The 11,992-nt window shown below is 48.3% G+C and carries 11 protein-coding genes; all 11 read right to left on the minus strand.

The window, feature by feature from the left end:
* Window positions 1-245: 245 nt before the first annotated feature.
* Window positions 246-1,373 carry an alcohol dehydrogenase catalytic domain-containing protein gene (locus ACTOVJ_RS03915; protein ID WP_449504256.1) on the minus strand — a complete coding sequence of 376 codons (1,128 nt, stop codon included), beginning with the start codon at window positions 1,371-1,373 and terminating at the stop codon, window positions 246-248.
* 23 nt (window positions 1,374-1,396) lie between these two features.
* Entirely contained in the window at window positions 1,397-2,200 is an 804-nt protein-coding gene (gene mpaM / locus ACTOVJ_RS03920) for a daptide-type RiPP biosynthesis methyltransferase (protein ID WP_449504257.1), read from the minus strand.
* A 4-nt stretch (window positions 2,201-2,204) separates the two neighbouring features.
* The gene (gene lanKC, locus ACTOVJ_RS03925; RefSeq protein ID WP_449504258.1) at window positions 2,205-4,754 is read right to left on the minus strand and encodes a class III lanthionine synthetase LanKC; all 2,550 of its coding nucleotides are present in this window, start codon (window positions 4,752-4,754) and stop codon (window positions 2,205-2,207) included.
* Between the two features lie 30 nt (window positions 4,755-4,784).
* Window positions 4,785-6,398, minus strand: a complete 1,614-nt coding sequence (mpaP, locus tag ACTOVJ_RS03930; protein WP_449504259.1) for a daptide biosynthesis intramembrane metalloprotease — start codon at window positions 6,396-6,398, stop codon at window positions 4,785-4,787.
* Window positions 6,399-6,405: 7 nt separating this feature from the next.
* A complete protein-coding gene (locus ACTOVJ_RS03935; protein WP_449504260.1) occupies window positions 6,406-7,152 on the minus strand; it encodes a hypothetical protein in 747 nt (248 codons plus the stop codon).
* Complete coding sequence (locus ACTOVJ_RS03940) at window positions 7,139-7,864, minus strand: ABC transporter ATP-binding protein (protein ID WP_449504261.1); 726 nt, start codon at window positions 7,862-7,864, stop codon at window positions 7,139-7,141. Before ACTOVJ_RS03940 ends, ACTOVJ_RS03935 begins: the two co-directional genes overlap by 14 nt.
* Before the next feature lie 277 nt (window positions 7,865-8,141).
* Window positions 8,142-8,300 (minus strand): daptide-type RiPP, encoded by a 159-nt coding sequence (locus ACTOVJ_RS03945; RefSeq protein WP_449504262.1) that lies wholly within the window; start codon window positions 8,298-8,300, stop codon window positions 8,142-8,144.
* A gap of 32 nt (window positions 8,301-8,332) precedes the next feature.
* Complete coding sequence (locus ACTOVJ_RS03950; RefSeq protein ID WP_449504263.1) at window positions 8,333-8,500, minus strand: hypothetical protein; 168 nt, start codon at window positions 8,498-8,500, stop codon at window positions 8,333-8,335.
* A gap of 11 nt (window positions 8,501-8,511) precedes the next feature.
* Complete coding sequence (locus tag ACTOVJ_RS03955; RefSeq protein ID WP_449504264.1) at window positions 8,512-9,681, minus strand: iron-containing alcohol dehydrogenase; 1,170 nt, start codon at window positions 9,679-9,681, stop codon at window positions 8,512-8,514.
* Window positions 9,668-10,969: a daptide-type RiPP biosynthesis aminotransferase gene (mpaD, locus tag ACTOVJ_RS03960; RefSeq protein WP_449504265.1), complete on the minus strand. Its 1,302-nt coding sequence runs from the start codon at window positions 10,967-10,969 to the stop codon at window positions 9,668-9,670. The genes ACTOVJ_RS03955 and mpaD overlap by 14 nt, the downstream gene beginning before the upstream one ends.
* A gap of 229 nt (window positions 10,970-11,198) precedes the next feature.
* On the minus strand, window positions 11,199-11,930 hold the full coding sequence (locus ACTOVJ_RS03965; RefSeq protein WP_449504266.1) for a hypothetical protein: 732 nt from the start codon (window positions 11,928-11,930) through the stop codon (window positions 11,199-11,201).
* Window positions 11,931-11,992 lie beyond the last annotated feature (62 nt).

The following is an 11,992-nucleotide window of genomic DNA, read 5'->3' on the forward strand; positions in this document are numbered from 1 at the left end:
CGTTAGCAGATCCAGCACTGGCCAATGCGTCGAACTCGGTGACTACGATATACGGCAACACCCCACACAAGCTCAGCCAGTCACCAATAGTTAAGATCCCCGCTGCGGTACGGAATACCCGGAAGCTAGCAATACCACAGTTCCATAATCACAGTACCAACTACCCGCTCCTAGCGCACTCATGATGAGACTACTACCTGCGACGAGTGATCATCTGTACAGACCTCACTCAGTACCTCAAGATACTACTCAGCTGGCTCAGGCTGACGCATTCGCATGACGACTTTTCCAAGCTTCGATCTGTCGAAGAAACTCTCATTGATGAATCCTTCAATATCGGCAAAAGAAAACTCGCGTTCAACAGGGAATGGAGCTCCATGAATTGTCGCTATATTGAGAGCTCGTTCAAGGTCTGAGCGAAAGCCGAGGCAATTTCCCTGAATTCGTAAATTCTTGATGATGACGTTCTGCAACCCGACCTGAACACCGAGTCCTAGCTTCTTGGTCGACTCGCCATACAATTCTGGATGTTGGTTCAAGAATCCGCACGTCGTGTAGGTGCCACCCAACTCTAGAATCTCGGCCCCCAGTGGAAGATTCATATCGACAAATGGGTCAAATACGTGAGTGAAGCTCAATCCTTCCAATGCTCGAGTCGGATTGTCTCGATCGATCTTTATGAGAGTAGCTGGCTCGATAAGCCTTCTTTCCTCTGGTGTCCAATCTGAAGTTGTTAGGCAAACAGGTTTAAAACCGTGATTTGCTAGAAACTTGGTTACGAATAGGGATGTTGCCGATCTGCTACTAAAAACCACGGGCCTGCCACCCTCGTGTAGGATTCCGGAGCGCCGAATCATTCCCATTGCAGTTTGCGCCCCTAATGTGAAACTTGCGGCAACAAGATCATCCATAGAATCAGGAACTTTCGTAAGTTTCCCGTGATGCAACCGCAACCATCCCTGAGACGCAAAATTCGTTGCAACTCCTGGAGAGATGCCTTCTGCTGGGCCTTCAGGGTAGGCACTCTCGGGCATCACACGATCTCCGATGTGGAAATCCTCAACTCCGGCTCCGACAGACACAATAGTTCCTGAAAATTCAGAACCAAATGGGATTATGGAGTCGGGATTACTTTCTAGGTTAAAAAGGAGCAGTCCCTTATCGCGATAATTGCAGGAAAACGCAGTCACCCTCACTAGAACAAAATCCCGATCTCTTTCAGACTGGGGATCAAAGGAAGGCTTAGCGATGTTCGATACTCCAAATCGCACAGGAATATTTCCAAACTTTACTTCACACAGCTTCACAAACCTTTTTGGGTTATCTGCAATGCTGGAATCACAGTTCGGCCCAATTGCTACTAGTGCATACATTGTTAAGCTCCGTTCTATGAGAATTAGTGCTGGATTCGACGGGCTGAAACCACCACTGACTGATAATTGTTATTTCCCGAGTCAACGGGCTCGTTTGAGATAATGTGAAACCCTGATTCTTCCAGCTCACTGCTGAGATCCGCGAGGGTAAAGAGCTGCACTCTGGAATGGAAAACTCGTAGTGGTTCTACTGAAGTGACGCGCCGGTGTACCATGAAGACATCCCGATATCCTTCTGCAGGTTTATAACTGACGATAAACGTCATTTCGTCATTATTGGTAGGGGTCACGTGCGTTTCAACAACATGGGGTTGTGTGTTGTCTAGACCCTTCGCGACCGTGACAACAAAAACTCCATCATCAGATAGATGTTCATTGACACGTTTGTAAAGTTCCTGTCGTGCTGGAGCGTCAAGGAGGGTGATCGAAGTAGCGGCGATGATAATAGTTCCGAATTCCTGGGAAAGTTTGAAAGCTGTCATATCAGCTTCGACTGATTCAATGTTTCGTCGCAACGACTCCGGAAGTCGAGATGTCTTGTCACGTAACATGGTCAGCATTTCACTCGACAAGTCCAGGGCAGTGATCCGGCGACCCAACGTAGCTAGGGGTAATGTAAGTCGGCCAGCACCAGCAGCAAGTTCTAGGATTTCACCTGACGATCTTGATACGGTTGTGACCATTTCACGAATCTCACTGTAATCTGTGCTGGTCGCTAAATCGTACGCTCTCGACCCTTCGCTACTGTAAAGACTTTGCAGTTGCATGACCCCACCGGCGTGCTTCCACAGTTCCAGGACATTTTCAGGGAATTCTAATTCCGTCATGCAGCTATCCATCGTGTTCTCCGAAAAACTCGTCTTTACTTAGAAAAGGAAGTGATTCTGATGTTCCTTCCTGTCTGTCCTTGATCGCTAAGGCAACTCCCGTAGCGCCTGTTCCGAAATCCATAGAGAGGCGCAAGAACTCTTCACCAACATAAGACTGGTAATCGCCTACCTTGACGCGAAACAGATCAAGTGCGACCGAACGACAATTTCTCCGAACCTCATGGCAATGCTCACTTGCGAGTAAAGAGCCAGACAAGCCGAAGAGAATACTCGGACCAGCAACTACTGGAGCATTTGCTGACATCTCAGAAAGCCACTGAAGATCACCTTCCAGATCACTCATAACGGTCGCAGCTTGTCCTAATTGCTTTCCAACAAGCCACATTCCCGCAGTTCCTCGCGCCACCGACGTATCAATAGGAACTTGGTGAGACGAACTTGCAGGTACGTGCTCCTGTGTCGCTTTCAACCGAGTGATATCTCGATTCAACGCTCGATAAGCCAGATTCAGATATCTCTTGTCATTTGTCGATTGGTACATCCTCAGGAAGAAAAGGGCTGGGCCCGTCCACCCCTGCCAATACCCAGTTCTGCTCTTTTCCTCAGGTACTTTATCAACCTGTAACTCCAGAAAATCAGCGACTGTACGGATCTGACTTGTTGTTACATAACTTCCCCCGCGGGTATGGTGCCGCAAGAGCGTTAGGCCAACACCTGCTGCTCCCGAGGCAAGTGAAATCTCAGTTGAATCTATAGTTCGACCGATCATGTTCTCAATATCAAATCGTTGAAGATCTATAGCTCCCAGATCTTCCGAAGCGTAGAATAGTCCAGCAATCCCTTTCGCAAAATTGACCGAAGTCTCGAGTGATCGTTCTAAACGCTGTGCGAACCACTCTGTGTATTCCTGGTTTACTCTACCGAGCCGTTTGAGTCCCCACAGCACTCCTGCAGCTCCCGAAACGAACGACATTCCCCCTCCAGGTTCTGCAAACTGGATAATGTCTCCCGGGAACAGTCGGTCATTCCGGTCGGGTGTGGAAGACCATTCAATAGCTTCAATGATTCGGTCGAGATCCCACCTGTCGTGTTCCTCGAGGGATTCAACAGAGAGTGCTGTGGTCGTTGAACCGACACCTTTCTCTTCTACCGCTTCTAAGACGCGATGAGGAGAAGCTAGAAAACCGCGAACTCTGTCTGTAAACTCTTTAGGAAGCTTGAATACGTCAATCGCATATGTCAGTAATCTGTCAGGACCTTTATGCCACGAGACAAGCTGTGTGAGCGGAACAAATACGCTAAGGCAGAGTTCACCAAAGGCATACCAATCAACGTCAAATCCAGAAATACCATCGGGCGCTCCAAAACCAGGAGCTGCCATCTTCTGTACGAAGTTCTCTGTGTCAGTTGAAGAAGTTTCGAAATCGATTAACGACACTTCTCCTTTTTTATCCACAAGAACATTGTTCGGGTGCAGATCCCCAAACACGATTCCGCGTGAGTGAATTCTACGAATCAGCGCCTCCGTCTTTACGCAAATATCAAGAGCCCATTGGGTATAGGAATCAAAAGTTTGAGAATTCCCAAAGACAAGAGGATTGTTCTTGTAAATCAGTGAGGTCAGAGAATCGCCATCAACAAATTCGCGAACGAGAAAATAGTGCTCAAAACCTTTTCGATACTCGAGCAAGCGGGGAATTCCTGCGAGACCATTGAGTGCTTCTAACGCATTACGTTCCTGTTTTAGGCGCGTATGAGCATCGACTCCGGAGTTATCAAGACCAGCAAACGGACGGGCCTCCTTGAGAAGAACAGCACGACCAGTCTCAAGATGTTCACCTTTATAAACTCCTCCACCGTTGGAAAAGTGCAGAGCTTTTGTAACGCGGTACGGGAAGTTCTTTATGACCCCTGATTTTCTGCTAAGAACTGCCTCCTCAAGAAAATCTGGTACGTCAATCCAATCGGGAACATAGGCGCCAGGTTTACGAATGTCTGGAATAAGGTCGCCTGACGAATTGCGCAGACAAGGACCCAGAGTCCCGTCTGGATAAGGCCCCAATTCCATTTTGAATCCTCCATATCGAACATAGATAGGTCCCTGCTTCCATCGCAAGTCAGAAAGGATATACGGTCCTGACCGTCCGCCGATCAATGCCTCAAGATCTTTGAGAATCTTGTGCGTATCTGCGTCGGACTTAGGGAAAACCGTAATGAACTTTCCGCTGCCTCCACGGTCACCGTACTTGCTGTTCTTCATGAACAATGCGTTTGCACTAGGAGTATGTTTGAACGCCACGTTCTCGGCGAAGCAATAATCTGCCACTTTCTTCAGGGTACCCTTGGCATTGTCGAGAGTAGCCGAAATATGAATTTTCCACCCTTGATTTGGGAGTTCTGGAGATGGCGGAAGATAGGTTGTCCAATCAGGAAGTTCAATAGTGTCCCACGACTCGGGATATTCAAGAGAAAAAGGCTCTACTTCTCCTACCTCAACCTTGTCATAGAAGAGAGTCCCTGGGGGACAGTAGAACTGGTACTCAACTCGCATGGTCGACCTTTCTCTAAAAGTTCGTGTGAGCTATCTGGTGGATAGTTTATGACCTAGCCATTGCCAAATAGATATAGGTGGATTAAGCACAGTCGCAGCTCCTGCATTTTCCAAATATCCTGAGGAATGTTTCATTGCGCATCCAAAGAGGGGCAGTTCTAGACTGTCCACTTTAATTGGCATAATGGCATTTAACGGCGCAGAGAGCCTTTCTCCACAGCTGGTGATCTGTGCGGTCCCTTGATCAAACGATGTCACAAGCCCGCGAGAGTGTAGGATAACCGCACTTCCGGGATGAACCTCCTCAATCGGAGTTATTGAAACTAGGTATAATTCGTCTCCGCTCACAACATAGCCGGCTTCGATGTTTTGCGGGACAGGCACGAGGAACCCCGCCACAACTGAAGACACCAATGCAACTACACAACTGACTAATGTACGAATCGACGAAATACCGTCATTCCTAGAATTCTTATAAAGCCTAAAGATGGCTCGCCCGATGAAAACGACGAATCCTGCCACGACAAATAGGGTGCCCCATTTTGCAATAACACCAAGACCCTTAATGGCCTCCGAAAGAGACACTATGAGAGTAGCTACAATAACTATCGGCGTCATCATGGAGAGCAATCCGAACAGTATAACCTTTGGTTCGAAGTCGGTTTGAGGTCTTCTAATACCAAAGAATACTCGAGAGAGCCAGGTACGTGCGAGCTTCATAGAGTTCTCTCGCAAGAATGGGCGGTCTAGATAAGTCATCAGAGCTAGATAGCCGTCAAGCTTGATAAACGGGAGCGCATTAACTATGCACGAAACGTAGTTCAGCGTTGCAAATAAGAGGAGACCCTTAGACACTTCATAGCTAATGGGAAAGAGCGCTATGATGCACGATATACCAGCAACACCGAGCTGAAAGATAATCCCTGCCAATGCGACAGCGACGCGTCGATTATTATTCCTAAGCCGCCAACCATCACTGATGTCGCAATAAAAAGCTGGAGTAAAGTAGAAAAGCATGAGTCCGACGCTGTTGGGGTATCCTCCGAATCCAGTAAGAACTAGTCCATGCGCAAACTCATGTAAGAACATAATAGACAAGGATGCGAGTCCAACAATAAGGTAAGTTCGAAAAGCAACAGGAGTCGCGACTGCATCAATTAATGTTTGGAAGTTTCCGAGCAATGCGAGAACACCAACCGCGCAAATGGTTGCCCAGATAATTTGACTTGGCTTGGATACCACCGATCTCGCAAAGGGCCTCAACTTCTCAAACAACTGGGGAGTTTCTAGAAGAGTAAACTGAATTCGGTGGAGTCCCTCGAATCGAAAGCGCCGGCTATTCCTTTTTGATTCCCCTGTGTACAACAGATTCATTCCGTGAAGCTTCTCGAGTGCAGCTTCGATATTGGCTGGAGTCCACACCCCGCCTAGAGTTCTAGAAAGCTCTTCAATGCTGCGCTCTCCAGTGAGCGACTGAATGAGTCGCGCAAGTTCAGGTTGGATCCGGATATAACGCCGACTACCAGCTTGAAGGATCCACGATTCGTCATCTTGATGGGGCTCGTGGAGAACAACCGCGTCTGAAATCCTAGGAGGATTTTTTGTGGGCCAGCTGTCGTTAAATCCCGTGTTCTTCATACGCATGCAGTCCTTACGCAATGTCTTTCCGACGGAACAGCACAGTCGAGACCAGCCCAAGTGCTACCAGCCAAACAATGAGAACAAGATATGATGCGCCGACACTGAGTAATTCATCGTGAGGGTCCAGCACTACCCCCGTTGTGGCAAGAGTGAACAAATACCCAGATATTTCTGGTGCAAATCGTTGAATTGCGGGTTCGATCATCCACGTAACGAGTGCAATGACGGAGATAGCGGTAACGGAATTACGGGTTATGAAACCTATGTACAGCCCCCACAAAGAAGAAAGTAGTGTCGACACAAAAACACCGATCGCGATAGTAACGACGTCACTCGTCCACACAAACTCAACTCCTTTTGATTCGACAAGGAGCATTGATACTGGGATTGCGACAATCACCGCTACGGCGCCCAAGATTGCGCCGACAATTGTTGCAGTAAGTGTCTTCATTCCCACAACACTTGTTCTAGTGGGAGAGATTATAGCCGTCCGAGCAATAGTCCCAGTTCCATATTCGCGGGTGATAATCAAAGCGCCCATCCAGGCAGCACAGATAGTCATCGCGAAGAATGAGCGAAGGATCGTGGCACTCCCTTCCTCCGATGAAACTTGAGGTAAGGCAGGATCCACCAACGATTCTGCGAATCCAAAGGCAAAAAGTACGGTTAGACCGAGACCAATTGCTATAAGGACCCAGAACGGCTTCCCAGTAAATGCTTTCAGGAGGTCTGAGCGAAATCGGTTACCTAACATCATTCAAACCCTCGGTTCCCATCAGTTCAAAGAACTTATCCTCTAATCTAAAATGTCCGTTATCTGTAAAATTACTCAGGGAACCAGTGAACTTCACAGTTCGTTTTAAGATGACTACATCATCAACAGTTTGCTCAACTTCGTTGAGCAAATGACTAGAAAGCAGAACTGTTTTCCCCGCTGCAACAAAATTGCGCAAAAGCGTTCTCAGCCAACGAATTCCAGTTGGATCAAGACCATTTGTTGGTTCATCAAGAAGCAAAATATCAGGATCGGGCAACAGAGCCGTCGCGAGGGCGAGCCTTTGTTTCATACCTTGGGAGAGCTTCTGGACGCTACGGTTTTCGGCATCGGCAAGGCTCACTTGTTCCAACACAGTATCGACTCTCTCGCGACTGACATTATGTGCATGAGCCCATATCATAAGTTCACGTCTGACAGTCGCACCAGGAGTGAACCCTATGCCGTCGATTGAAGTTCCTACAATATTTCTCTCGCGACGGGTGCTGAACGGTTTACCGAAAATAAGTGCGTCGCCTACGTCCGATTCAAGAAGGCCAAGGAGTCCACGTATACATGTCGTTTTACCAGCCCCATTTTCTCCTAAGAGCCCTACGACCCGACCTGGTTCGACAGAGAACGATACATCCTCAACAGCTGTTACTGATCCAAAAGACTTTGAAAATCCTCGAAACTCGATTGCCGCCTCTGCCATAACTATCGATCCCGGCGATTTTGAAAGCCAATAAAAGCCAAAGCAGCTAGAGTGGCTATGAGTGCGACGTAGAGGGAGCCCGACTTAAACCTCTCATCGACAAGTGTAACGATGACAAAGATTGCGGCAAGCAGGGCAATGAGTATCCACGTCACCTTGGCACTACCATTGTTCTTCTTATTCACGTGTATCACGTCCTCTGGGTGGCTATATGAACCTGAATGCTCAGGTTCACATAGCCAATTAGCATTACTAGTCAGTAATGGATCGTTTGGGATTAGGTTGCTGCGGAGGCAGCTGTCGCAGCCGAGAAGACCAGTGTCGCGACGGTAATTTCGACGCCCTTTTGGAAACCAGTCCACCACCCGGGTGCGTCCATGGCCTCAAGTTCCTGCATTTCCAATTCTGGTAGTGCTCGGATTTCAATAGGTTCCATGGTATGTACTCCTTTCGGTAATTTGGAAGAATTTAGGTCGCAATGATCGACGCCGCAACGAGTGACTTAAACACGGTGTATGCCGTGCCAGACACTGCAGAGATTCCCGATACAACACTTGCTGCAGTTGCCCAGAACGGAGCGTCCATAGGCTCAAGCTCCTGCATATCAAGTTCAAGAAGTTCTAGCTGGTTTTTCATTTCCCCTCCTTTCAATTATTACCTTGACTAGCTACCGATACAGCATGGGACGGTACTAATGCAGCTTCAAGAAGGTTCTCAAGCTCATTGCCCTCGAATCCACGAAACATCGGTAGCCCTTCACCCCATGCTCGCATTATTCTCTGCACAAGCATGGGAATGCATAAAGATTGATGATCTGAGTGCTGAACGTTGTCAGCAAGTAGGGAAGCAACACCTGCCACTGGGTCTTCAGGTACATCCCGCCCGGCGTTCTCTGCAAACGAGCTCCAAATGGATCTCAGGCGTACCGCACTTCCCCAACGATCATCACCTTCTAGGATCCGAAGAAGTATTTGGGGAAGGATCAACGACAGAACAGGGATTTTACGCTCCCCTGTCAGTGCGCAAATCTCGTTGACGATTGGCCACCACTTAACTCCAAAAGGTGGGCGTTTGTACGTCACACCTGATTGATGAGAACGTGCGCCAATTCTGAGTAAGTTCTCTTGCCAACGAGAGTCTTTGAGTCGGTCACCGTCCATTAGTGCTGGAGCCATGCAGTGCACGTATCCCCGAACCACTGCATCTTCAGGCTGATGCGTATCGTCTTGCGGTGCGATAAATGTTCCAAGGAGACGAGCAAAGATTTCCAGAACACCTTCATGGAGGATATTCAAAGGGAGCGATTGCAAGAAATCCGTATTATGCCACGCGACCGTAGGTGCAAGCCCTGCCCCCAAGACAAGCTTTCGATCTCCCGGCTTCTTCGCCACCGCAACTTGGCTTACTTCGCTTCCAGTCCCGAGAGTCGTCGGGATTGCCGCTAGAAGGTGGGCACGGTGTTGTAGCTCAGGAAGAAGGAGAAACCCACACCGCGCATTTAGATTAGGCAACTCCGTAAGTCCAAGGGAGTTCAAATAGACACGGAGCTTCACGTCATCGAGGCAGGAGCCTCCTCCAACAACGATTACAAAAGAACCAGTTCGGAGATGACCGTCGAGTCTTCCACTGCGATACGTGATCACACGAGTGTCACCAACAGAATGTCCCAAAGAATTAATGAATCTTTCCGTCACTGAGCCTTCCAAGATGGATGAATCAAGGACGATATCTAAAAAGTCACTGTTATAGCCATGGATCCACCTACGGAGATCTGACATCCCAGCGACAAGCACAGTTTGAGTGTTAATGGGAAGCATTAGACACCCCCTTTAGCTTTGATTCATCTTGAAAGGTCTGCGAAAACGCTTCGAGCCCTGCGTCGATTTGTTCCGTCATAAACTCGAGATCTGTTGTCGTGTAGGTATAAGCCGGAAATACTTGAATACCGGAAACTCCTGGATATACTATGACTCCCTCGGTCTTGATTAACCTGACTAGACGTTGAACCTGTTCGCCATTCAGCGGATGACCATTCGGAGTTACACAGCTAATTGACCGCATTGCGCCTACGCCACCTATTTCAGTGATCAGCTCATTGCTTTCCCGGAGAGTTTCGAGTGCACTTGTCAGTTTAATTTCTAATTGTTTAACACGTGTATCCGTTTCAAACGCAGAGAGTTCCCGCAATGTCGCTAGGATTGCTGCACTTACAATTGGTGAACCGGCCTGAGTTTCCCCATGGGCGATTGTCACCGTATCGAGCACTTCCGAAGTATTCTTGCTCAACAAAATCGCAGAAGCTGCAAGTGTCCCGTTTGTCAGCGCCTTCGAAAGTAAAAGCACATCGGGCTTCTCCTCCCACTGATTACTCGCAAAATCTACTCCTGTGCGCCAAAAGCCAGTGGCGACCTCATCGGCAACAATTAAGAAGCCGTAGCGGGAACGTAAGGCGAAGACTGCACGCAAGAAATCTGGTTCAATAACCTGGCATCCGTTTCCAAGGACCGGCTCAAGAATGATGCCACCGATACGTTCTCCTTCGATGTCGAATAACTGTCGCAGCTGATTCACGTCGTTTACGCGAACATGCCGAATATTCCTTTGATCTACTCCATACATGGCTTGACCGAGATCTTGACCTGTCAATGCGAAAGCACCGAAAGACAATCCATGATAACTATCGTGAAGGGAAACGATATTCGCCTTGTTCGTGTTGCCATTTACAAGTTGATATATGCGAATGATCTTCATCGCGAGATCGTTCGCAGAAGCACCACTTGTGCAGAAGTACACCCTCGTATACGCATTATCCAGTCCACTGAACGTAACCAGTGCGTCAGCGGCTTGTCGAGCATACGTATGTTCGGCACGAAACGTGCTGAGGTATGAAGCATCAATAGCCGCCCGATGTATCGCATCTGCGATGTTGCGGTTACCGTATCCCAGTGGTACATTCCATAACCCACTTGTTGCGCAAAGCTTGACACTTCCATCCTCATATGTCACGTGATGACCTTGAGCACTCATGGCGATGTGTTCTGGGCGATTACGATCTACGGGAGCTAGAAGGTTTGCCAAGAGCGCGCTACTTGGATTTGCCGTCATTTCCTACTCCCCTCTCACTAATGAGCTACTTGGTAGGATGTGAACACCTAACTTTCGTTCCAATTTTTCTACGTGGCTGCGGATGGTTGGATCCAGATCATTCAGGGAATCTCCGTTTAGCATCCGCACTGTTTCTAATACACGGGCAGCCTCACGTGAGATTTTGATAATCGAGCCAAGTGATCCTGTACCTATGTACGCGTTTTCAGCACTCCACAAGATGCCGTAGTCAGTGCGTCCCCACTGCATCGAGGATTCCAGGTCGTGAACGCCACATGCCTGCCACATTCAGGAAGTTTTTCAACCAAGGTCTACTCTCGATAGCTTCTTGGCAACCCTTGTTAGCCGATACGATTTCGAGAGCTGCTGGGCAACCTGATATTGGGCTATGCAATTCGGCATATGACTTCTTAATATGGCTAAATTGTTGACGTACACTCCCGAGCGGAGTGCCATCAGCACTCACCCGCACAGTCCCGTCAGAAGCAATCCATAGACGCTCATTGGGTGTTCCCTGACCCCGCCAAAGCCCGAAGGCTGTTTCGTTCGCAATGATCGTAGATGGGTCTACTAGTATTGGTTTGAAGTAACCGTTATGGAAAGCTTCGTCAGCAGCAACGAACAGTACGTCAAGGTCTGATTCTGTTGCGATTCGCAACAACCGGGGTCCAATGGTTGGCATGAAGTCAGCCAGTGCGAGTGAGGTTGATTGGATGGTAAAACTATTCGCGAGGCGCACCTCACTGGTCGGAGCTTCCAAATCTCCGTCAAACGTCACATCAACCCTTGGTGCCTTGGATGGAGCAAAAACGAGTGTCTTATCGTTGATGTAGTTATTTTCGAGCAGTATGGGCAGATGATGTACGTCGGCAAGTACAACAACTCGCGAAACTCCAAGAGCCTGAGGACAACCGCTAGCCCAGCTAGCAAAGCCCCATTTAACAGTATTCCTACATGTCAAAATTCAACTCCATCGTCGCAGTTGAGAACTGTATTTAATCGCTATCGTACCTATGAACAAGA

It is taken from the genome of Arcanobacterium sp. (ex Cirak et al. 2026) (assembly GCF_053585065.1).

What these genes read in the sequence shown, in the direction of transcription:
- ACTOVJ_RS03940 (WP_449504261.1), bottom strand. Translation starts at nt 7,864, where the DNA reads ATGGCAGAGGCGGCAATCGAGTTTCGAGGATTTTCAAAGTCTTTTGGA.
- ACTOVJ_RS03935 (WP_449504260.1), bottom strand. Translation starts at nt 7,152, where the DNA reads ATGATGTTAGGTAACCGATTTCGCTCAGACCTCCTGAAAGCATTTACT.
- mpaD (WP_449504265.1), bottom strand. Translation starts at nt 10,969, where the DNA reads ATGACGGCAAATCCAAGTAGCGCGCTCTTGGCAAACCTTCTAGCTCCC.
- ACTOVJ_RS03915 (WP_449504256.1), bottom strand. Translation starts at nt 1,373, where the DNA reads ATGTATGCACTAGTAGCAATTGGGCCGAACTGTGATTCCAGCATTGCA.
- ACTOVJ_RS03955 (WP_449504264.1), bottom strand. Translation starts at nt 9,681, where the DNA reads ATGCTTCCCATTAACACTCAAACTGTGCTTGTCGCTGGGATGTCAGAT.
- mpaM (WP_449504257.1), bottom strand. Translation starts at nt 2,200, where the DNA reads ATGACGGAATTAGAATTCCCTGAAAATGTCCTGGAACTGTGGAAGCAC.
- lanKC (WP_449504258.1), bottom strand. Translation starts at nt 4,754, where the DNA reads ATGCGAGTTGAGTACCAGTTCTACTGTCCCCCAGGGACTCTCTTCTAT.
- mpaP (WP_449504259.1), bottom strand. Translation starts at nt 6,398, where the DNA reads ATGCGTATGAAGAACACGGGATTTAACGACAGCTGGCCCACAAAAAAT.
- ACTOVJ_RS03945 (WP_449504262.1), bottom strand. Translation starts at nt 8,300, where the DNA reads ATGGAACCTATTGAAATCCGAGCACTACCAGAATTGGAAATGCAGGAA.
- ACTOVJ_RS03950 (WP_449504263.1), bottom strand. Translation starts at nt 8,500, where the DNA reads ATGAAAAACCAGCTAGAACTTCTTGAACTTGATATGCAGGAGCTTGAG.